This window comes from Methanospirillum lacunae, assembly GCF_003173355.1.
Classification (GTDB): domain Archaea; phylum Halobacteriota; class Methanomicrobia; order Methanomicrobiales; family Methanospirillaceae; genus Methanospirillum; species Methanospirillum lacunae.
This window is the reverse complement of sequence record NZ_QGMY01000002.1, coordinates 170,786-192,053: the sequence shown is the minus strand read 5'-3', so window position 1 is coordinate 192,053 and position 21,268 is coordinate 170,786. Positions and strand designations below refer to the sequence as shown.

General features: G+C 44.1%; 20 protein-coding genes. 6 read left to right on the top strand and 14 right to left on the bottom strand.

Annotated features, from left to right (window positions below):
• Positions 1-202 precede the first annotated feature (202 nt).
• Entirely contained in the window at positions 203-1,843 is a 1,641-nt protein-coding gene (locus DK846_RS01200) for a response regulator (protein ID WP_109967095.1), read from the top strand.
• A gap of 12 nt (positions 1,844-1,855) precedes the next feature.
• Here the strand turns inward: DK846_RS01200 and tpiA are convergent, their stop codons facing one another.
• The 4 genes from tpiA to DK846_RS01180 all read right to left on the bottom strand — a co-directional run bounded on the left by tpiA (position 1,856) and on the right by DK846_RS01180 (position 5,056).
• Complete coding sequence (gene tpiA / locus DK846_RS01195) at positions 1,856-2,539, bottom strand: triose-phosphate isomerase (protein WP_109967094.1); 684 nt, start codon at positions 2,537-2,539, stop codon at positions 1,856-1,858.
• Between the two features lie 60 nt (positions 2,540-2,599).
• Complete coding sequence (locus tag DK846_RS01190; RefSeq protein ID WP_109967093.1) at positions 2,600-3,445, bottom strand: ATP-binding protein; 846 nt, start codon at positions 3,443-3,445, stop codon at positions 2,600-2,602.
• A gap of 129 nt (positions 3,446-3,574) precedes the next feature.
• Entirely contained in the window at positions 3,575-4,228 is a 654-nt protein-coding gene (locus DK846_RS01185) for a flavodoxin family protein (protein ID WP_109967092.1), read from the bottom strand.
• Between the two features lie 12 nt (positions 4,229-4,240).
• Positions 4,241-5,056, bottom strand: a complete 816-nt coding sequence (locus tag DK846_RS01180) for a nitroreductase family protein (RefSeq protein ID WP_109967091.1) — start codon at positions 5,054-5,056, stop codon at positions 4,241-4,243.
• A gap of 98 nt (positions 5,057-5,154) precedes the next feature.
• Here DK846_RS01180 and DK846_RS01175 point away from each other — a divergent pair, with 98 nt between their 5' ends.
• The 4 genes from DK846_RS01175 to cbiQ all read left to right on the top strand — a co-directional run bounded on the left by DK846_RS01175 (position 5,155) and on the right by cbiQ (position 9,513).
• Positions 5,155-5,523 carry a winged helix-turn-helix transcriptional regulator gene (locus tag DK846_RS01175; protein ID WP_109967090.1) on the top strand — a complete coding sequence of 123 codons (369 nt, stop codon included), beginning with the start codon at positions 5,155-5,157 and terminating at the stop codon, positions 5,521-5,523.
• A gap of 68 nt (positions 5,524-5,591) precedes the next feature.
• Positions 5,592-7,445, top strand: a complete 1,854-nt coding sequence (locus tag DK846_RS01170; protein ID WP_109967089.1) for a response regulator — start codon at positions 5,592-5,594, stop codon at positions 7,443-7,445.
• A 410-nt stretch (positions 7,446-7,855) separates the two neighbouring features.
• Positions 7,856-8,698 carry an ATP-binding cassette domain-containing protein gene (locus tag DK846_RS01165; protein ID WP_109967088.1) on the top strand — a complete coding sequence of 281 codons (843 nt, stop codon included), beginning with the start codon at positions 7,856-7,858 and terminating at the stop codon, positions 8,696-8,698.
• Positions 8,695-9,513, top strand: coding sequence for a cobalt ECF transporter T component CbiQ (cbiQ, locus tag DK846_RS01160; RefSeq protein WP_109967087.1), 819 nt, complete (start codon positions 8,695-8,697; stop codon positions 9,511-9,513). Before DK846_RS01165 ends, cbiQ begins: the two co-directional genes overlap by 4 nt.
• A 39-nt stretch (positions 9,514-9,552) precedes the next feature.
• Here cbiQ and DK846_RS01155 read toward each other — a convergent pair whose 3' ends face one another.
• From DK846_RS01155 to DK846_RS01145, 3 genes are read right to left on the bottom strand one after another with little or no spacing between them, the layout of a single operon-like run.
• Positions 9,553-10,119, bottom strand: coding sequence for a CheB methylesterase domain-containing protein (locus DK846_RS01155; RefSeq protein ID WP_109967086.1), 567 nt, complete (start codon positions 10,117-10,119; stop codon positions 9,553-9,555).
• Positions 10,116-10,598: a response regulator gene (locus DK846_RS01150; RefSeq protein ID WP_245926422.1), complete on the bottom strand. Its 483-nt coding sequence runs from the start codon at positions 10,596-10,598 to the stop codon at positions 10,116-10,118. The genes DK846_RS01155 and DK846_RS01150 overlap by 4 nt, the downstream gene beginning before the upstream one ends.
• Positions 10,579-13,098 (bottom strand): ATP-binding protein, encoded by a 2,520-nt coding sequence (locus DK846_RS01145; RefSeq protein ID WP_181391566.1) that lies wholly within the window; start codon positions 13,096-13,098, stop codon positions 10,579-10,581. Before DK846_RS01145 ends, DK846_RS01150 begins: the two co-directional genes overlap by 20 nt.
• Positions 13,099-13,255: 157 nt before the next feature.
• Between DK846_RS01145 and DK846_RS01140 the strand changes: the two genes are divergently transcribed.
• Positions 13,256-14,479, top strand: coding sequence for a DNA-methyltransferase (locus tag DK846_RS01140; RefSeq protein ID WP_109967084.1), 1,224 nt, complete (start codon positions 13,256-13,258; stop codon positions 14,477-14,479).
• Between the two features lie 31 nt (positions 14,480-14,510).
• Here the strand turns inward: DK846_RS01140 and DK846_RS01135 are convergent, their stop codons facing one another.
• The 7 genes from DK846_RS01135 to DK846_RS01105 form a co-directional block, all read right to left on the bottom strand.
• Positions 14,511-15,104: a tetratricopeptide repeat protein gene (locus DK846_RS01135; protein WP_181391565.1), complete on the bottom strand. Its 594-nt coding sequence runs from the start codon at positions 15,102-15,104 to the stop codon at positions 14,511-14,513.
• 138 nt (positions 15,105-15,242) lie between these two features.
• Positions 15,243-15,698, bottom strand: a complete 456-nt coding sequence (gene nikR / locus DK846_RS01130; protein ID WP_109967082.1) for a nickel-responsive transcriptional regulator NikR — start codon at positions 15,696-15,698, stop codon at positions 15,243-15,245.
• Between the two features lie 220 nt (positions 15,699-15,918).
• Positions 15,919-16,587, bottom strand: coding sequence for a class I SAM-dependent methyltransferase (locus DK846_RS01125; RefSeq protein ID WP_109967081.1), 669 nt, complete (start codon positions 16,585-16,587; stop codon positions 15,919-15,921).
• 1 nt (position 16,588) lies between these two features.
• Positions 16,589-17,734 carry an MFS transporter gene (locus DK846_RS01120; protein WP_146201091.1) on the bottom strand — a complete coding sequence of 382 codons (1,146 nt, stop codon included), beginning with the start codon at positions 17,732-17,734 and terminating at the stop codon, positions 16,589-16,591.
• Positions 17,735-17,750: 16 nt separating this feature from the next.
• Entirely contained in the window at positions 17,751-19,640 is a 1,890-nt protein-coding gene (locus DK846_RS01115; protein ID WP_109967079.1) for a beta-CASP ribonuclease aCPSF1, read from the bottom strand.
• A gap of 46 nt (positions 19,641-19,686) precedes the next feature.
• Complete coding sequence (gene psmB / locus DK846_RS01110) at positions 19,687-20,316, bottom strand: archaeal proteasome endopeptidase complex subunit beta (protein ID WP_109967078.1); 630 nt, start codon at positions 20,314-20,316, stop codon at positions 19,687-19,689.
• A gap of 94 nt (positions 20,317-20,410) precedes the next feature.
• The gene (locus DK846_RS01105) at positions 20,411-21,247 is read right to left on the bottom strand and encodes a CBS domain-containing protein (RefSeq protein WP_109967077.1); all 837 of its coding nucleotides are present in this window, start codon (positions 21,245-21,247) and stop codon (positions 20,411-20,413) included.
• Positions 21,248-21,268: the final 21 nt, after the last annotated feature.

Below are 21,268 nucleotides of genomic sequence, written 5' to 3'. Positions count from 1 at the left end.
CGTTCATGAAATGATAAGAACCAGATATACTGAAAAAAACACTTTAAATAAGAGCGACTTGTTTTGATATCTCATTGACTATTAATATTTGCAACGCAATAAGCTAAGTAGGATCTATCAAAATACTATTATAAGGCTTTTAACCGACTTTTCGGGAATAAAATCAAAATTTGTACCGTAAATAAAAACGATCAACAAATAGATGAATAATAAAGTAGAGATACCCGCGATTGCACATGAACGGGTGCTTCATGTGGATGACGAGCCTATGATCTGTGATATAACCAGATTATGCCTTGAACGGGGTGGACGATTCAGGGTGGATGTGGTTCACAGTGCTGAGGAAGCCCTTGCCTGTTTTAAAACCGGCTCGTACTCGTGTGTAATATCAGATTACGAGATGCCCACAATGACTGGGATCGAACTTTTAAAAGAAATCCGTTCATTAGATCCTGATATACCTTTTATCTTATTTAGCGGTCGGGGCAAGGAATCTGTGGTTATTGAAGCCATCAACACAGGGGCCGATTTTTTTATACCAAAAGGAGGAGATACAAAGACCCTCTTTGCAGAACTCAATCATAAAGTTGATTATGCAATAAAAAAACATAACGCAAGGCTGGCTTTAAAGAGAAGGGATGCCATCCTTGAGACGGTGAGTCTGGTTGCAACCCTCTTTCTTGGTGGAGAAACATACAAAAAGGCCTTAAAAGAATCTCTGGCACTTTTTGGTCTCGCAACCGAAGTGGATATGGTCCTTATCTTCAGGGATGAACCACAGGAATCCGGAGTTCAAACATATTCACGTCTCTGTAGTTGGAGCAGGCTTGGAGATCCAGAACCTGAAGAAGGACTGGTACTTAACCCGGGAAACGATTCATCCTGGATAGAAAAGATGCTACAGGGTTCTCCTATCGTGGGTTCTGCAAATGTCTTTTGTGATGTCGCAGAAGTGTTCATTGAGGAAGAAAAAATAAGATCTATTGCCGCTTTCCCCATTGTAGCAGACAGGAAAGTAAGGGGAATGATCTGGTTCTGTGACTGCCTTTCAGAGCGACAATGGGCAGTAGTAGAAGTTGACGCACTTCAGGCAGCAGCATCCATTGTTGGATCAGCTCTTCATCATGAAGAGATGCATTCAGAACTCATATCAGGAAAAGAAAAGTACGAATCCATGTATTCTATGATGCATCAGCTCTGCGATACAGTTCCTGACATGTTGTGGGCCAGGGATCTTCAGGGCAGGTACATATTCATGAACACAGAAGCTTCCCGGAAACTTCCACGAAGAACAGATGCAATTAATTATGACCACGAAAGCCGATCAGGCGGGAACGCAACACGCGATGAGTCAGTACTCGTTGATGGAAAGCCGATACATCTGGAGATAAGAAAGGTCCCTTTCTTTGATAATTCTGGAAACCTCATCGGATCTGTGGGGATTGGGCATGATGTTACTACTGAAAGAGAGGCAACCCGGGAACTCATTATTGAACGCAAACGATATGCAAGTATTTTTCATCATGTTCACATTGGCCTTCTGACCTGTAATCCTGATGGAGTAATCCATGAGGCTAATGTGCGGGCTGCAGAACTTTTAGGGAAAAAAGTGAATGCACTACAGGGCATGAACCTTCACCAGGTTACCGGGCTGAAAGATAAAGACCTGTTCACAGACTTCTCTAAAGCACAGGCAATCGGGCAGCCGGTTCATGGGCGATGTGAATATAACCCGGAAAATGGTTTAGGTAAGATCATCTATTATACAATACAGCCCTACTACGACGAGGGACATCGGGTCACAGAAGTACTCCTGACCATTGATGAACATTATCAGAACTAGAACGGAATAGTCTCACAGAAGTGAGACCAGATCACGGAGCACTGCACCGGGATCTTCTGCCTTTACCACACTGGATGCAAGCAGTACACCTACAGTTCCAAGATCCACGGCTGTCTTCACACATTTTCCTGAATGAATCCCAGCACCGGTCAGCACTTTTACATCAGGATTTGCTTTCAAGGCTGCCTGTACTGAACCGGTTATGATCTCCGGATTCGCTTCAGCTACAGATATTTTTCCGCCTATTAATTCTGGAGGCTCTATTGCAACATAATCTGGTCCCAGAGTTGCAACTGCAGATGTTGTAGCAACGTTGTTTGAACAGACACAGGAGATCATCCCTTCATTACGCAGAGCCTGAACGTTTGTTTCGATATCTGCAATCGAGAGGCGATATTCAGAGTGGTTTATCAGAGACCCTACTGCCCCTGCAGTTTTTATTGCAGTGAGAGGAATGCGTCCGGTATGAGCGCCGGGAGATATTGGATCAAAATGCTGGGCGAAAACGGGTATGCCAAAGTGATGCTTGATCGGATGAATGTCCATGTACATTGGTGCAAGGGCAATTGAGACCCCGCTCTCTTCTGCTACTTCCTGTGCAGCCTGTGCTATGCGGTGGGCACCGTGACCCACCGACTCCTGATAACACTTGAGGTTGACAAGGACCACCGGGGACTTGATTGTATGGTGTGCCATACCGATACGTTAGAACCCGAGTCGTATAAATACGTGTTAGATCAGAAGATCATAGCCACGTCACTTGGCAACAGTTCCTTGCAGGGTTATGATGAAATCCTGAACAGGAATCTCTTTTCCTGATTTTTTCAAGGCTTCATTCACCACGTAATTTATACCGCTGCAACAAGGGACTGTCATATGGACAGTAGTAATGGATTTGATTGTGTGATTCTTTAAAATTTCTGTAAGTTTGCTGATGTACTCCCCAATATCTGAATCAAGTTTTGGGCAGAAGATGATCAAAATTTTATTCTTAAGAAACTTCAGATGAAAATCTGCAAATGCAAATGGGACACAATCTGCTGCAACTAACAGATGAGCATTATCAAAATATGGGTTTAATGGATTCAGGAGTCTGAGCTGTACAGGCCACTGACGAAGTTCTGATTCTGTATGAACTAATGTCTGATTTGATGGATGTTCATGCTCTATTGTTTGGGCTGCCAATCCGGGGCAGGTTGCAACCGGATTCTTGGAATGCTGATGCTCTGTGTGACCAGGGTTTACCTGATGATTAGGGACCGGGATTCTCATGTCTTGGAGCGAAGATAAAGCCTGGTGATAGAGATCCATCTCATTGTGTCCGGCAAGATGCTCAAGATGAGCTCGTATGACTGCCTCACCCTGTCTGGCAATATTCTTCATAACTTCCTTTTCGTCATATGCACCAGCCTCACGTTCAATAACTGTAATTGCACCTTCCGGACAGGTTCCGATACAGGCTCCAAGTCCATCACAAAAAAGATCACTTATCAGCCGTGCCTTTCCATCCAGAAGTTGCAACGCTCCCTCAGGACAATCAGGTATGCATTGCCCACATCCGGTGCATTTTTCCTCATCGATGGTAATTATCTTCCTTTTCATGATGCACACCAGTTCATGCCAATAGCAGAATAACTGGATAATGTAGATACCTTCTACTTATACTCACTGTTGAGTAGCAAGACGGATGAAAAAAAGAGATTCGAAAAGGTAAATCTGATTATACAATAATCAGTCAGTTTGTACGAGTCGTTGTCCCAGATTATACGCTTTTTCACAATCTTTGGGAAATACTGTCTTTCTCCTCTCTATCCTCTCAGCAGGATCGCAGTAGCTGAACACTATCTTTGAATAATCTTCAAATTGCAATGTTTCATACGAGAACAGCGACTCACATGAGCCAAACAGTCGCTCAAGTACGGATTGATTGGTTTTGAAATGTACATCATATCCATATTCAGAAATCACATTTTCTGAAACGTTCATGGTGTACACAAAAGCCGATGGTATCGTCCTTCCAAAGAGTGACTGAGGAGGTTTGGCATAGACCATGTACGGAAACATGAGGCGTTCCATAAAACAACGCATCTCACCAGTGACTGTTCCAAAGTACAGAGGTGAACCCAGAATGAGGGCATCGACATTCTTGATTTTATCAAGAACAGGGGTCAGTTCATCTCTGATAGCACATCTCCCATAGCTCTTCCCATCCTTTAATTTACATGCAAAGCAGCTGGTACATCCTTTATAATCAAGGTCATAGAGATGTACAAGTTCAGTCTCTGCTCCCTTTGAAGCTGCCCCATCCAGTACTTGCTGGAGAAGTGTTGCTGTATTCCAGGTTTTCCTGGGACTTCCATTGATTGCAATAATTTTTTTGACCATGTTAACACACCGTCACTGCCAGGTGATCACAGCCTTATTCCTCGTCGGTATAGAGGCAGACCTGTATTTCGGGTACCCGAACATCATTGCATATAGTGGTTTTCTCCCCGCCGGAAGAGCATAAATATCACGAATCTCTGATGATTCCTGGGAGGCCAGAGCCACAAACCCTCCCCAGCATGTCCCAACACCAAATGCAGGTGCAGCGATGTCAACATGTGTGAGAGCAATGATTCCATCAACATGCGCAATGGGTATCTCTTCAGGAATATGAGGGATCAACAAATGAGGGGCGTTCCGACAGATGGGATCCAACCCATTCTCCCATCCAGTAATAAGGATCGGAATATATTTACTCAATGGATGGTTGCTTCCCACGAGTGTTCGCATCCAGTCAATGACAGCTTTGGCAACTTTTTGTACCTTTTCAGGATCATGGATTATCAGCCATTGAACCGGTTGTCCATTGCCTCCAGAGGCGGCATACCGTGCCACATCAAGCAGTGCTTCGATAGTCTCCCGGGATACGGGTTCATTTTTAAAATTTCGGATTGAACGGCGACTCTTAAGGTAAGATACCAAAAGTTCAGGCGAAAGACCGTTGCCGTTCCATGCCGGTTCAGGTGTAAGTCCTTGATCTTTCTCAAGGGTAAGCGCTCCTGTAGGACAGAACGAAGAACATTGTCCACATGACACGCACCATGCTGCCTGTGATTCAGCAACAAATGGGATCTCGCCATCTAATGAGGAGTGTATAATTCCCATGGGACATATGTCGGCACAGACCCCACACCTGTTACAACTCTTATCTTGAACTATTATTGCCATAAAGGTCCTCCTCAAAGAATCTCCATTATACTCTATTATAGATATCAGAAGAGATTTAGTAATACTATAACCCAATAGTAAGTATTGAGGAATTATAATTGAAATGCGAAAAAGTAACTAAATGTAGACTAGAATCAGTCGTAGACATTATTGGGAGCAAGTGGAATCTCATGATCATCTGGCATCTCCGTACCAGTACATTGAGATTTTCTGAATTGCAGAATCGGATGTGTGGAATCAACTCAAAGACCATTACTAAACATCTCCGTGATCTTGAAAATGAGGCTATTATTTCCAGGACTGTATACCCAGAGGTCCCGCCTCGGGTGGAGTATGCCCTCACTGAACAGGGAAAAGAGATACTTCCAATAATTGATGAGATGCTTATCTGGGGAGGCAAATTTCGCCATCCACCTGATGGAATAGCCGGATGTGAACCGGAGGGAGTTATTGCAACGACTGAATAAATTATTTACTGATAAATGATCCCATCCTGAAGAATCCTTTATACAGTTCATCAGCTTACAGGCTAGCAATGTATCCGGAGCCTACTGATATCAGAGTTCTGGTGGTCGATGATGATCAGGAGTTTCAAAAAATAATCTCGCATTATCTTACCGAAGAACCGAGATACTCAGTAGAGTCAGTTGATTCAGGCCAGCAGGCTCTTGAAATGCTCCAGAAAAACTCTTACTCTGCTATCATCGCAGATTATCTCATGCCAGAGATAGATGGTCTTGATCTACTCCGAATAGTGAGAAGTCAGGGTAACTCTATTCCTTTTATTATCTACACAGGGGAGGGGTGTGAATCGGTTGCAATCGATGCATTAAATGCAGGGGCAGATTTTTATTTAGTAAAGGGAGAGGATCCCGCCCCACAGTTCATGGTTCTAATAAAGAACCTTGGAGAGATTGTAGCCAGAAAGCAGGCTGATGAAGCCCTCAAAATTAGCGAGGCTGAAAACAAAAAGATGCTTTCGCTCCTCAAGGCAACACTTGAGGCAACGGAGGATGGAATACTCGTAGAAACAGTTGAAGGAAATATAGTCGGTTATAATGAACGCTTTCTCACAATATTCAATCTTGAAAAAAAACAGGTTGAAGGGAGATCGGGGGCAGAAATCTGGGCATTGATATCTGATCAGATTATACCTGAACCAAAGCGTACGATTCAGGGGTCAACAACAGGAAGAAAGAATCAGCCAGTCCTTCTTTCATTCAAAGACAGCAGAGTGATTGAATCACATGTCAGACCTCAGATCTGTGAAGGAAAAATAATGGGGAGGGTCTGGAGTTATCATGACTTAACAGACCGAGTTCATGCTGAGAACGCCCTACGTGAGAGTGAAGCATTTAACAGAGGCCTTGTTGATAATCTCCCCGATTATGTCATCATCTATGACAGGACAGGAAAGATACTTTATATAAACTCTTCAGGTATTATCAGTCTTTCAACGAAAAAGGGGAACCCTATCGGAAACCAGATCTATCAATACCTTCTTCCAGAACATCACAGAATAGTGAGAGAGAATATTGAACGCAGGTTCAATAAGGAAAACGTTCCCCCATATGAGGTGCGGCTTGTCAGAAATGATAGCACCATTCTTGATGTCATGGTCAAAGCTACGATAATTCCTTACCAGGGTTCAGATGCAATAATGGCTGTTCTTTCAGATATTACCTCAAGAAAGGAAGGAGAAGAGGCACTTGAAAGGTATGCACAGACATTGCAGATAACTGTAAATGCCCTGGCTTCAGCTAACAAAAAACTCAACCTTCTATCAGATGTCACCCGTCATGATATCCTCAACCAGATTCACATAATTCTTAATTATCTCGATATTGCGTCATCAGAGAATTCTTCACATGTACCAAAGGATATAATGAAGAAGATCGAGGATGCGACTTCTATTATTCACCGTCAGATACAATTTACCCGGAGTTACCAGGATCTCGGGATAAACAAGCCCGAGTGGCAGAACGCTCAGAAAATTATCGATGACCTATCATCCCAGAACATCACTATTCGAAATGATGTTAGTGGACTCACCATATTTGCTGACCCACTTTTACCAAAAGTTTTTGAGAATCTCCTTGATAATTCAATGAGGCATGGCAAAACGGTCACAGAGGTGAGGGTAACTGCTGAACTGGCAGGAGATGGGACCATGTGTCTATTATGGTCAGACAATGGTGTTGGTATACCAAAAGAAGATAAAGATAAGATTTTTGCGAAGGGTTATGGAAAAAACACAGGATTTGGGATGTTTCTAATCAGGGAGATCCTTGCACTTACCGGAATATCAATCAAAGAGATCGGGATACAAGGATCCGGAGCCTGTTTTGAAATGTGTATTCCAAAGGGATCATTTATTCTTCAATTGTGATATCCTGAAAAAAACTGAACCAGATAATGGGACAGTCCAAGGAGTAATTAACAATTGTAATCGTCTCTTCGATTAAACATTCTATGTAATGAGTAACCAGATTTTCAAATCCGTATTACCCCTTGATCACATGGAGGCAAAGTAACATCCTGATTAAATACCCATACTGCATTGCAAGATCCCTGGGAAAGATCCTATTAAAAGACCTGTGACTGAGGTTTTCTAAATCAGTATAACAAATCAATTTTTTGCATAATTTTGCCGTTTTCTACATTGTAAGACATATCCGTTCGCATCTTTCGAAATTTTTAGTGGATATGAACAACTGATCAAAGAAATAAATCGAATATATTTTTCATACATTCCGTAAAACAGTAATATCCTGACAACCTATTCTCATGATACAGCGTATGAATATTCTTGAGACACGGGCGATCACGTACGAATATCGTGGTGGCATTACTGCCCTTCATAATGTGTCAGTCACCGTGCCTCGCAACGGATGTGTTGCACTGCTGGGATCCAATGGAGCAGGAAAAAGCACGCTGATGAAGCACTTCAACGGGATTATTACTGCAAAAAGTGGCGAAGTACTCGTAGATGGAGAACGTGTTTCAAAAGAAAACCTGCGTGTAGTCAGGCAGAAGATAGGAATGGTCTTTCAGAATCCTGACGACCAGATTTTTGCCCCAACGGTCTGGGAAGATATCGCCTTTGGTCCCACCAATCTTGGTCTCTCCCCTGAAGCAATTCAGGAGAGGGTGCATCAATCGCTCCAGCTCCTTGAAGTTGAGCATCTGGCAGACAGGCCTCCTCATCACCTTTCAGGAGGGGAAAAAAAGCGTGTTGCTATCGCAGGGATACTTGCCATGAATCCTGATATCCTTGTCCTTGACGAACCCACATCCGGCCTTGACCCTGTCGGAATCAGGGAGTTGGTCGGGCTTTTAAGAAGACTTGTGCAAACCAGACAGATCTCCTTGATGTTTTCAACTCATCACGTTGACCTTGTTCCGGATCTGGCCAGGTATGTTTATGTTATGCATGCCGGAGAGGTGATCGGGCAGGGGACAGTTGAAGAGATATTTGCTGATGTATCACTTCTCTCAAGGGCACGGCTGGATGTTCCGATTCTCACCAGGCTGGTCACCTCCCTGCAAAATCGTGGAGTGCCAATTAAGGCAGGGTACAGATTCGAAGATGTCGAACAGGCTCTCTACTCGCTCATATCTGATAAACCGGAAATGCGATGATAGACGAACTAACATCTATCGATTGGGACGCATCTCGTAGTTCTTTCACTCACAATCTGGATGCCCGTGTTAAACTGATCCTTGTCCTGTTCATGATCATCCTGATTGTCTCATATCCCCTTTCGTGGGGAATTGTATATATTGCAATTCCGTTTGGCATGATCATTGCCGGTTTATGGGCTTTATCGACTCTTCCGGTAAGGACCTACCTCACCAGATTTGTCATGACCCTGCCGTTTGGATTTTTTATCATATTTTTCCAGATATTTTTTAAAAACAGTCACTACCAGACCGCAACTGAAATACCCATGCCATTCCCGTTCTTTCCAGTATACTATGAATCAGTTGAATTTGCCACTCTGTTGCTTCTCAAATTCCTTCTCTGTATCAGTGCCATCCTGCTCCTCTCCTCAACCACACCGATGCAGGAATTACTCAAGGCAGGACGCAGACTCGGCCTTCCTTCGGTAATGGCCCTCTCGCTCGGAATGATGATCAGATATCTCTTTTTGTTTGCAACAATGTATACCCAAATACATCACGCCCTTCAGGGAAGAAATTTTGACCCATGGGCAAAAAATCTCCCTTATCGCTATAGGATTCGCACACTGGGATATGCAATGGGAGTTCTTTTTCTAAGAGCATATGAACAGGGAGAACGTACGTATTCGGCAATGCTCTGCCGGGGATATGGCAGCCATGCACTTGATCATCTCCAGAAGAAAGCCCTAACCCACATCGATCTTATCGTGCTCACAGTACTTGGGGTTGCAATGCCTGTAATAACGGTATCCGTTTTTATTTTGTATGGATGAAGCAGATAATTAGGATCGATTTGGACTTCACATAGAAAATCAGGTTAGTTGACCAGAACCAAATTTCACCAAAACTTTGGTGATTCCTCTGGGGGTCAATACCTCTCGTATTTGTCCAGTATCAAGAGCTGCCTGAGGCATACTTTTTATCGGAGCAGTCGCAGGATCCTGTGCAATGGTATACCCGCCAAGGGATCGAATATGGGAGATCCCAGCAGCACCATCCTGCCCCATCCCGGTAAGTTCAATACCAAGGAGTCGATCTCCCTCAACATGCTGAAGTGAAAGCATTGTCCGATCAATAGAAGGTTTTACTCCGTGTAATTTCGGACCATCATCAAGATGTATCATCCGGTTCTTTTCAAGAACCAGGTGTCTACCTGCAGGTGCAATAATGATCCTGCCCTCTGCAAGCCTGAATCCTTCTTCTGCGATAACTGTCTCCATACCAGTCAAATCAGCGATATGTCCCCTGAAGGTTTTTGTAAAAGCTTCAGGGAGATGTTGAATAATAATGATAACAATAGGAACCACAGGAAATCCAGTAAAAATCTCTTCAAGGATATGCGGTCCACCGGTAGAAGAGCCGATAATCGCTATCTTCATAAATTATGGTCCTGACCATATTCAACCGGTAAAAACCCAGTATAATACCGGACCCTACTTACCAGATTATCAGGGTCAAAGGGCTTTGTAACATAGTCCATCACCCACTCCTGAAGTCCTATCATTTTAGAATCTGGAACATCTTTTGCAGTTAACATGACAATAACTATTTTGTGAAAAAGATCTTCTTCGAGTATTTTGGAGATGGTGTCCCACCCATCCATTTTAGGCATCATAACATCAAGGAGGATAAGACCGGAGAACCCTGAACGTAATAGATCAATACAAACAGCGCCACTCTCTGCGTTCACGACCTCATAACCAGCGTCCTTCAGGATGGTACAGACTGCAATCCTGATATGAGCATCATCATCGACAATCATTACCTTTTTTTTGGATTCCTCATCCTCCATCAGTAACACATCCTGGACTGGTTCCTTTGAATAATCTGTGTCTCTCCTAAAAATTCCCTTGCTCATGTAATGTGCTACTTCTGAACTCAGGTATTTTTTTTAGGTTAACAAGAAACGTTGATCCTTTCCCAGATCCTTCACTCCGGGCTTTGATAATGCCACCATAAATATCAACAATACGCCGGGCAATAGCAAGTCCAAGCCCGTGAGAATTCAGGTCATGACGGGAAGAGTCTGCTTTATAGAACTCATCAAAAATCCTGGGTAGAGCATCTTCAGGAATACCAATCCCGTTGTCTTTGATTCTGATGCATATCGATTCAGGTTTTTCCTTTGCTGTGATTATTATGGAACCATCAATATATGAGTATTTGACCGCATTCCCTATGAGATTACCCATTAATGTTTCAAGATGCATTGGAGAAATCATAAGAGAGAATGAATCAGGGATCTCATTCCTTACAAACAGACTTTTTTGATGGATCATATAAGCATTATCTGAAATGATCTGATCAAGAGCTTCATGGAGATTTATTTGCTGGAGATCAGAGAGCGAATAAAGGGCATTCATCTGGGCAAGTTCAAGGATCTTGGTAAGCATCCGTCTTATCGTCTTTACATCCTCTATTGAGACATTAAGAAGATCGATGAGTTCAGGATCACTGATCTTCTTGCGTACATATGGAAGGATAGCCACCAATGGGGTAAGAGGAGTCTTGAGATCATGGCCGATCTGCATGATAAACTCATCTTTCTGTCGCAGTAACTCCTCAATCTGGGTTGTACGAATCCGAACCCGCTGGTCTAAATCCCTGTTCATATCAAGGAGCTGGCTTCGCATGGCATCAAGTTCGAGTGTCTTCTGTTCAAGTTGATTTGCATACCTGAGGAGATGCTGTTCAACCTCTTTTCGTTCGGTGATGTCCTGGAGAATACCAAACGATCCTGTTACCACACCTTCCCTCTTCCTGGGCTGTCCATGAATCCTTATGTATTTAAACTTCCCGGCCAGGAGATCTATCCTGATATCAAAACCGAACTCACCGCTCTTAGCTGATTCATTCAGAAAATGCTTTAAAAGTTGATTCTTATCAGGATCTGAAGTGATATGTATAAGGTCACCAAGTGTGATAACATTCATGTCAGATGGAAAAGCCAGGATTGAGAAGACTTCTGGTGATACCTTGAAAGTTTTACATTTTCCATCATATGACCAGAGACCAAGTCTGGCAATTCTTCCTGCCTGCTCGAGTTTCCACTCAGACTCATGAACCAGCTGCTCATACTGCTTTCTTCTTGAGATATCACGAATGACACCTTCGATACCCAGAAGGTCACCATCTTCAGTATAAACAAGGCGACAACTGACTGAACCGGTAATCACTTTACTTCCTGCACCTTTCAGGATGAGTTCGTAATCCTTGACCCCGTCGCTATTCAGGACCTCTGACAGAAAGATCGGCCAGAGGTCAGGGTACATCAGCATAGTTTCCATGCTCAATCCGATGAGGGGGGCAGAAGACTGATACCCAAGTGCCGTCGCCATAGAGGGGCTGATCTCAAGAAGAATTCCGGCTTTATCAGTACGGTAATACATGTCACCGATATGCTCGATAACACCCCTGAATTTTTCCCGGCTTTGGGCAAGATCAGACTCAACCCTCAAGTTCATCATACCGGCTCCAACAATCCGGCCTATGACCTTGAGGGCCGTAATATCATGTTCTGCTAGGATCTCTCCCATATTCCAAAGGATAAAGCACCCATATACTTCCCTATCATACAGAACGGGAATAATAAGAAGTGTCGAGACTCCTCTCTCAAGCATTGTGGCATTTAGACCATTCGGAACAGTCTCCAGGGTGTGGATCAGATATGGCAGACTACAGAATACATCAGAAATCTGGCTGGACCCGGTAAGATCTATTGGCGAGACGTCGTCCCATCCTTCACCAATGAGGAAACCGTACCGTCTTGACCAGAGTACTTCCTCACGAAGGGGTACCTGATAATCAGATTCAGAGGTGAATTCAAGAAATGAGATATATGGAATCTGAAGAAGTGAGCCGACCCTACTAACAACCTGCTGGACCATCCTGTTTGGATACGAGATTTGATCTGATGCCGCAATTTCGTGAATTATATTGAGGAGTCTAATCTCATGAGATTGTTGATCCTCAACAACCCGGTGACTTGTTATATCAGAAACAGCCAGTATAACGCCAGTTACCTGGCGTGACTGTTCACCTAGAGTCCTAATCGGAATAAGCGTGAGAGTGGTCTTATTACCTGAATAAGAAGAGCCTAATCTAAATGGATATTCAATAATTGAATCAGAAGAAGTGAGAATCCTATTCAATACTATGGTGAGATCAATCATAGACTTATCCCACCTGAAAGCCTGATCTACAGGTTGACCGATCACATCTGAAAGACTCTCAGGAAAGAGTGCGAGGAAAGAGGGATTCGCGTATTTTACACACAGATCAATATCAAGAATACAGAACGGATTTGAAAGAAAGGGTATCAGAGCATTGAAACATTCTTGTAGGGCCGACGTGGTCATTTCAAAATTCACCATATCGGCCATTCAAACTATCCTTGATCAAAAGTTATCTATTCAATATTCTAGCCTGCCCACTTATAGACTCTACGCAGGATTTCAAAATTAGACTCATGAACATATCTGATCAGAACTCTAACACGTACAGAACAGGATAATTATGGGTCGTCGCAGGAAGATAGAAGAGGTTGATGGATTTCTCAAACTGACTATTAAGGTAAAACACCAGGTTAGCGGAGATGAGAAAGATTTCATCCAGACACTGAACCATTCTCTTTCTCCACAAGATCTTAAGTTCACAATAGAAGACGATCTCTTTTGTGCATACCTGGCAGCATTCGATCCTGATTCTTTCAGGGATATTTTAGAAGATGCCAGAAGAAAGACAGGTATAACTAAGGTTTACGAGAGAGAAGGGCTCTCCGATCCGGTCTCTTCACTTCTCGAAGAGATCCTTTCAATCGGTAGTTATGGCATCAGATATGGAAAACGGATCTATATTGGGTATGCTGACGAGCGAAAGGTATCAGACAGGAAAGAAAAAGAGTCGACACGGGGGATCCATTACTATACCAGGGATCATCAGTTTTCACATGATCGAAATCCAATTCCAAAAGGAAGAGAGAATACAATTGTTTGTGGTGATAGCGAGGATGTCCTGCGATCATTTCCTGACAATTGCATCGATTTGATTGTCACATCACCACCATACAACTTCGGGATGGAATACGATCAGACAGATGATGGAGTAGACTGGAATGCATACCTTGACAAGCTTTTCAGAGTATTTACCGAAGGAATCCGTGTACTCACATACGGCGGCAGATTTATTGTCAATGTCCAACCCCTTTTTTCAGATTATATCCCTCTCCATCACCTCATCTCCTCGTTCTTTATGCAACAGAAGATGATCTGGAAAGGCGAAATCCTATGGGAGAAGAACAACTACAACTGCAAATATACTTCATGGGGCAGTTGGAAATCCCCATCAAGTCCGTACCTGAAATATACATGGGAGTTTATCGAGGTATTCTGCAAAGGGGACCTTAAAAAAACAGGACGGAAAGAGGATATCGATATCACGGACGAGGAGTTCAAATCATGGGTTGTGGCAAAATGGTCCATAGGTCCTGAACGAAGGATGAAACAGTATGATCATCCTGCCATGTTTCCAGAGGAACTCGTTGAACGATGTATGAAACTCTTTTCATATAAGGGGGATATCGTTCTTGATCCATTCAGTGGAGCTGGAACCACTGCAACTGTTGCCACCCGTCTTGGAAGACGCTATATAGGCATCGATGTATCAGAGGAATATTGTGCTACCGCACGGGAGCGTATTGCCAAAGAAAGAAAAAGCGGGATTCAGTCAAACCTGATCTGAATCATGAAAAATAAAAGAAATTCCTGCCTGGTTACCTGCGCCGCCCGATAGCCAGAACAACCCCACATATAAGAGCAACAAGAGGAATAAGAGGATTGACAGGGGATTTCTTTGAATTGTTTAACATCCCTGTTGCATATGCTTTATTAGACTGGGCCAGTTTATTATCAGGAGAAATGGCAAGAGCCTGCTCTGATGCCTTCAACTCCTCTTCGTACTCTCCAAGAGAGCCATGAGCGGTGCCTTTAATGATCCATGCTTCGGTAAGGTTTGGATTTGCCTCAAGAGCTTTAGATGCATATGTGAGAGCCTCACGATCTGCTCCGTTCTGTTGTTTAAACGAAGCCATAGTTGCCAGTACATTTGCATCTTCAGGATCAAATGCCATTGCCTTGTCAAGAACTTCTTTTGCACCGGTCATGTTTCGAAGGTTCATGAGTACACTTGCACGGGTGACAAGAGCCAGGGTAAAATTCGGTTGGATCGAGAGGGCCTGTGCAGTAAGATTATCAGCCTGGGTGAAGTTGCCTGCAGTTGCCTCATCCACCGCCAGGTTGTAGAGCTGAACAGCTCCGATATTATCGTGACGAATCCCTGCCGCAGAGGCAGGTGTGACTATACTCATGACCATACACAGGAGCAGGAGTATAAGGATCAGAGTGGGGCATCGAATCATAGAATTATGTTGATCAGGATCTCATATCCAGATATCCTCAAAACGGAAAGTCGAATCCGGTATATAGTATCCGGAAAAGAAGAAAGATTATCCCTCAAGTGGAATTGTTGTGAGCTTGACAGTTTCGACTCCTTTTTGAGCCATCAGACGCTCTGCAACTTCCTTGACCTCTTTCGCCTCACCCCTGACAAGTAGGACCTCAACACAGCGGCTGTGTGAAACATGTGAATGCAGCGACGCTTGAATTAATCCCATGTAATCATGTTGGATATCGGTGATTGAGGCAATGAGTCCCCGTTGATGATGATCATATACAATGGTGATGACACCCTGACGCGGTCCGTTTATATCAGCCATCCATTTATAATAACGGATATATGATCTGATGGCGTCTCGAATCCCTTCTGATCGAGACGAATAACCCCTGGTCTTGAGGATCTGATCGAAGCTATTGAGAAGGTTTGAAGGAAGAGAGACACCTATACGTGAAAGATCGTGTTCCTGAAGTTCTTCAACTTCTTGATCAGATAGTAAGTCAGGCATAAGGATACTATTTGTGTCATTTCGTATAATTTTTTCTTATTCAGTATGCATCAGACTAACTGGCATACACGTGAACAACGATTCTTCTGAATTAAATCTAGTTGAAAACAGATAGATCAAGAACAATACTGCTATGACTGTGTCGACACGCCATGTTTTTAGAGTATTAGAGGTGCTACCGGTACATGCAGGGCAGACTGTCGTGTGTTACGGTAAGGTACTATTCTGGCTTTTTAAGCAATGCAGTCAGTACTGCTCGAAGTAACTTTTTGCCTCGGATTGAGAGATACCATTCTTCCCGGTTTACTGCCAGAATAATAAATTGCTTCCCAAGACATTTGATCTCATCAGGAGTAAAATACCGAGTGATAATCCCATCTCCACGAAGATACATCGCATGCTCAACTTCCAGACCCTGGCCATCCCGCATATCACCTGATGCAAAAACTGTCAGAGCAAGAGTGCCTCCTGGCCTTAGTACACGAAAGATCTCATCCATCAAAAGAGGTTGAAGAGGTGAAGAAAGATGGCCAAGAATGTGATGGGCATACACAAGATTCACTAAGGCATTTTTTACCGGAATCCTGCATACATCGCCAAGTAGCAGATGAACATCAGAAAGTTCTGGATCAGTTCTGCAGATCTGTAGGGCTGCTGATGAAAAATCAAGCCCGATACAGAAGCAATTGTTACTATCTCTGACACGAAGGTTCTTCCCGTCGCCAACTCCCAGTTCAAGGACAGTTCCACAAGGGCGGGGTTGAATAAATTCTACAGGAGCATTTCCCCATTGTCTCCCTTTCTCACAGTACCTCTTATCCCATGCTCTCTGTTGTTTGTCAAGAGATGATTTTGAATCAAGAGGAACAGGAGATGGGAGGAAGGGCATATTACGCCTCGTTTGATCCGTCAAATCCTCTGCACTTGCAGGATCCGATTGTTATGACACAAATGCCAGCAAGCAGGGCAATCAGACTGGCTGCAACTGATACTGAGAAGAAACCTGCAATATACCCTCCAATTGAAGGAAGAAAAGTCATACCGGCATAACTTGCTGTGGTATAAAGACCCATCGCGACCCCTTGTTTCCTTTCTGCCATCGCAAGGTACCTTATCTGTGATATCATGACAAGGCCTGCAACAAAACCCATGATAAAAATTGATGAGGGATACTGGACAAAAACCAGTACCAGAATTGCCATAAGAACTGCAGAAATCCTGATCAAGAGCACAGGTTCAATTCTGAACCAGGGAGCAGCTATTGATGAGATGATTGTTGCAAGGTTCATAACCGCAAGAGCGGTTCCAACCTCTGCTGCCGGAAGTCCTGACAGATCCGGGTAAAGTGCCTGGACAAAACCAGTAATTCCAAGGAGCACAATGACCGAGAACCAGAGTGGTGCCTGTCTTCGGATCATGTTGGAGACATCAGAGAAGAGGGGATGCCATCCCTGCTGTGAATCCTCACGTGCCAAGGCTGATGTGTCTGTAAAATCTGGGTTTCTTATTCCGAAACAGAAGAGCAGGGAGATAACCGGTACCACAGAGATTATTGTGAAAAAAATTATTCCGGCAGTGAGATCACCAAAGATACTTGTGATCCAGCCTCCTCCCACAAGTCCAAGCAGGAGCCCCAGGTTAAGCAACGCCATGAAAATGCCGGAGAATCTTGCATGCTCTTTCTGATAATTTATCCAGGAGAGTGATGCGGAAACAAACAAACCTGCGCCGACTCCTTCAGCCAACCTGATGAGCAGGATCAACACCGGATCGCTAACCATTGCCAAAAATACACCAGATAGTACAGTTAGTATCATACCGGCAGTGACGACCCGAAACTGACCGATACGATCACTGATGATACCACCCGGAAGAGTGGTTATCATGGCTCCAAAGAAATATGCAGAGTAGATAAATGCCTGAATCTGTAATGCACCATTAAGACTTGGCAAAATTGGAATTATCGCATTTGAAAGAGCCATCAGGGAGGCAACACCAAAAAAAAGACTGAAAAGAAAGAGATTTGATCGGGTCATCTCATCACCGATCTTATTAGACAAGGCGATAGGTTTCCAGGTTCATCGGAGCCATGGTCTGGATATGGTATTTTTTGTAAATGGAACTTGCAAGGTCCAGAGTCTTACTCTCCTCTCCATGAATAGTGAAAATTTTTTCAGGTTTAGGCTGCATATGGGAGACGAAGTTCATAAGTTGCCTCCGGTCAGAGTGACCTGAGAACCCATCAACCGTGAAACATTCGAGGTTGATAACGAGTGTCTCTCTGTTGCCAATCGGTATCTCACGCCATCCTTTCTGGATACGACGACCGAGTGTCCCATCTGCCTGGTAGCCTACAAAGACAAGGGCACATCGTTCATCTGAACCAAGACTACGCAAGTACTCCATAACCGGACCGCCATTTAGCATACCACTGGTTGTAATAACCACACAGGGATCCCCGGTTATGACTTTCTCCCTCTTATCAGGTGAGTCAACCTGTTCAAAGCAGTCAGAAAGGAATGGATTGAGACCCTCTTTGAAGATGAGGTTTCTGAGATCAGAGTTTAGATACTCCGGATAGGTTGTATGAATTGCGGTTGCTTCCTTGATCATCCCGTCCAGGTATACTTTCATCTTTGGAAGTTTTTCAAGTCTGATACCCTCTTCAATAGCAAGCATGACCTCCTGTGAACGACCGACTGAGAATGCAGGGATAATAACCTTGCCACCACGGCCGATCACATCGCTGATAATACTATAGAGTTTCTCTTCAGCCTCTGCACGCGGTGGTTGCATGTCGCCTGCACCACCGTATGTAGACTCCATAAGCAGAGCTTCGAGTCGTGGGAAATGGTTTGTTGCAGCATTGAAGAGTCTGCTCTTGCCATAATGGATATCTCCGGTAAATGCAACATTGTAGAGTCCGTCACCGATGTGGAAATGGGCTATTGCAGATCCCAGGATGTGTCCTGCATTATGGAAGGTCAGTTTAATGTCAGGAGCGATATCAGTAACACAGCCATAATTGATGACAATCGAGTGCTTGATGTACTCCTTAACCTCGTTCGATGAATAGGGAATGGTGTTCCCTTCCTTGTTCATCACATCAAGGTAATCAAGTTGGAGCATTGCTGCAAGATCACGGGTTGGTGGAGTAGAATAGACCGGGCCAGTGTATCCGTACTTGTAAAGAAGCGGGATATAAGCGCAATGATCAAGGTGAGCATGGGTGAGAACCACTGCATCAAGCTGTGTGAGTGGGTGAATCTCAGGAACATAGAGATATGGTGTTGATGTTGAATTCCCTGGATTTTCACCGCAATCAATGAGGATACGACTCTCAGGAGTTGAGAGAAGAAAGGCTGCACGACCGACCTCACGACAACAGCCAAGGGTAGTGACTCTGATCCACTGGTCTTTGGCAATGACATCACGGTGGATCCGTCTCCCTATCCGTCGGAGCAGTTCTTTACGCTCCTGATGGGCTGCACGGAGATACTGCCGGACCTGCTTAACAGTTGAGGACTCAATAGGAGGTGTCCGTACGACCTTGGGAGTCCATCCAATCTCCTTGGTAATATCGCGGAGTGTAGCACCATTCTTTCCAATGACCACACCAGGCTTTTCAGCCTCGATGAGCACTTCGCCGGTATCCTGTTCAAAAAATATGTCTGTGATACCTGCGTTATCTCCAACAACTTCTTTGATAGCAGTAACAGCCCGTTCCGGATCTTCCAGAATCGTTGGCCGTACCACGATTCGCTTGCGAAGTTCCCGGGCAAGGATTTTTATTAGATCGTCCTGGTCAGCGAAACTTTTCGGATCATCTGTGTAGATGACCAGTTCAGGTCCTTCAAACTCTACCGATGCAACAGTGATACCTTTTGGTACCTTACGTTTGATCTTCTCGTGCAGTTCTTTGAGTCGTTCCTCGATTAACATTACAACCGTCCTAAAAAAAGCAGTAAAAAAACTTGAAAATGGATATTTAATTTGGTATTAACTGGCTGACTTCAGTTTCAGATAACTCACGATAAGCTTCTTTCGTGATAACTACAACTGCCATACTCTCTCCTGAACCTGCATCACGCTTGATTGCAGACCGTAATGCACGTATAGCAAGCTCAGATGCTTCCTTCTCACTCATGGCAGGTTTGAACCGGTCTTCAAGGACACCGTATGCCATTGGAGATCCTGAACCGGTGGCGACGATCTTATCTTCACGAGAAGAACCACCAACAGCATCCACAGAGAAGAGCACCGGGCCGGATTCATCAACACCACCGATAAGAAGCTGCACATAATACGGGTAATACCGGTTTCCGTGCAGAATGTTAGAAAGAAGTGTTGATGCAGCACTGACAGACAAATTTTTGCCACGGCGAATCTCATAGAGATTTGCCTCGACAGTCATGAGTCTTGCCAGTTGCTGAGCATCACCAACACCACCAGCAGTAGTGAGACCAATTCTGGACCCAATCTGGTAGATCTTCTTTGCAGTCTTATTGGAGATCAAAAAGCCCATCGTTGCCCGCCTTTCGCTGGCGAGCACAACTCCGTCTTCAAATACAATGCCGACGGTAGTTGTTCCTTTCATTGTTTCATTCTGTTCTGCCATAGCAAACACCAGGAATAATATAAATGCAGTGCAGAAGGATTGCAGGGTGCAAAAATGCCTATGCTAAGAGCATCCTGCAATAATTTAAAGATTGTTATTGGTATTTCTCATCAAGAAGAACTTTGATGAGATCCCGATCAAAGAGAACACTCTTAAGCCGGTTATCCCCATTCACCACAGGAAGCTGGTCAACACGGGCCCGTTTCATCTTTAGGGCACATTCACTAACTTCTGCATTTGGGGGAACCATGACAACACTTGTTACCATTGCGAGCTTGACTGGCCGGTTCGGGAGCTGTACCCGTGAAATACCATAACTGATATGATGGACATCCCTGATACTCTCCCAGGTCCATTCATCATCATCGGTCCCGGTTGTAGAGAGATCTGAAGTCTCGACAGAGTCCTCTATCATAGCACACCGAATCAGGTCACGCTCTGATATGATTCCCTGCAGTTTGCTCTCCTTATTTAATATTGGAATCGCTTCAAAGCCTGATATTTCCATGATCCTGCCAACTAATGGTAAAGGAGTCTCTTCCCAGAGGGCAAAGGTATGGCTTGTCAGACGATCTTTTATCTCTTCTTCAATCTTCATCCTGGCAATGGCCAGCACCAGATCTGCAACACTAATCAAACCAATCAATTCACCCGCGGAATCTACAACAGGTAGACGGCGGACGTTGTTGTCTGACATCATCTTTGCAGCCTCAAAGATTGTTGCATCTGCCAGGATTGTGAGTGGACTTGGAGTCATCAACAGGGCAAGCTGGTTCTCTTCAGGCTTGTGGAGAAGATCCTTTCTTGTAATGATCCCAACCAATCTCCCTTCTTTGAGAACAGGCACACCACTGATTCCGGTTCGTTTCAAAATTTTAAGAACATCATCACGGTTTCCTGGAATTTCCACAGTGACGACATCAGTCGTCATGTAGTCAGATACCAGATGAGC

Coding starts and splice junctions, on each gene's coding strand:
- DK846_RS01120 (WP_146201091.1), bottom strand. CDS start 17,734: ATGACCCGATCAAATCTCTTTCTTTTCAGTCTTTTTTTTGGTGTTGCC.
- DK846_RS01115 (WP_109967079.1), bottom strand. CDS start 19,640: ATGTTAATCGAGGAACGACTCAAAGAACTGCACGAGAAGATCAAACGT.
- DK846_RS01140 (WP_109967084.1), top strand. CDS start 13,256: ATGGGTCGTCGCAGGAAGATAGAAGAGGTTGATGGATTTCTCAAACTG.
- DK846_RS01135 (WP_181391565.1), bottom strand. CDS start 15,104: ATGAGTATAGTCACACCTGCCTCTGCGGCAGGGATTCGTCACGATAAT.
- DK846_RS01165 (WP_109967088.1), top strand. CDS start 7,856: ATGAATATTCTTGAGACACGGGCGATCACGTACGAATATCGTGGTGGC.
- nikR (WP_109967082.1), bottom strand. CDS start 15,698: ATGCCTGACTTACTATCTGATCAAGAAGTTGAAGAACTTCAGGAACAC.
- DK846_RS01170 (WP_109967089.1), top strand. CDS start 5,592: ATGTATCCGGAGCCTACTGATATCAGAGTTCTGGTGGTCGATGATGAT.
- cbiQ (WP_109967087.1), top strand. CDS start 8,695: ATGATAGACGAACTAACATCTATCGATTGGGACGCATCTCGTAGTTCT.
- DK846_RS01200 (WP_109967095.1), top strand. CDS start 203: ATGAATAATAAAGTAGAGATACCCGCGATTGCACATGAACGGGTGCTT.
- tpiA (WP_109967094.1), bottom strand. CDS start 2,539: ATGGCACACCATACAATCAAGTCCCCGGTGGTCCTTGTCAACCTCAAG.
- DK846_RS01185 (WP_109967092.1), bottom strand. CDS start 4,228: ATGGTCAAAAAAATTATTGCAATCAATGGAAGTCCCAGGAAAACCTGG.
- DK846_RS01190 (WP_109967093.1), bottom strand. CDS start 3,445: ATGAAAAGGAAGATAATTACCATCGATGAGGAAAAATGCACCGGATGT.
- psmB (WP_109967078.1), bottom strand. CDS start 20,316: ATGGCAGAACAGAATGAAACAATGAAAGGAACAACTACCGTCGGCATT.
- DK846_RS01180 (WP_109967091.1), bottom strand. CDS start 5,056: ATGGCAATAATAGTTCAAGATAAGAGTTGTAACAGGTGTGGGGTCTGT.
- DK846_RS01105 (WP_109967077.1), bottom strand. CDS start 21,247: ATGACGACTGATGTCGTCACTGTGGAAATTCCAGGAAACCGTGATGAT.
- DK846_RS01125 (WP_109967081.1), bottom strand. CDS start 16,587: ATGCCCTTCCTCCCATCTCCTGTTCCTCTTGATTCAAAATCATCTCTT.
- DK846_RS01150 (WP_245926422.1), bottom strand. CDS start 10,598: ATGAGCAAGGGAATTTTTAGGAGAGACACAGATTATTCAAAGGAACCA.
- DK846_RS01155 (WP_109967086.1), bottom strand. CDS start 10,119: ATGAAGATAGCGATTATCGGCTCTTCTACCGGTGGACCGCATATCCTT.
- DK846_RS01145 (WP_181391566.1), bottom strand. CDS start 13,098: ATGACCACGTCGGCCCTACAAGAATGTTTCAATGCTCTGATACCCTTT.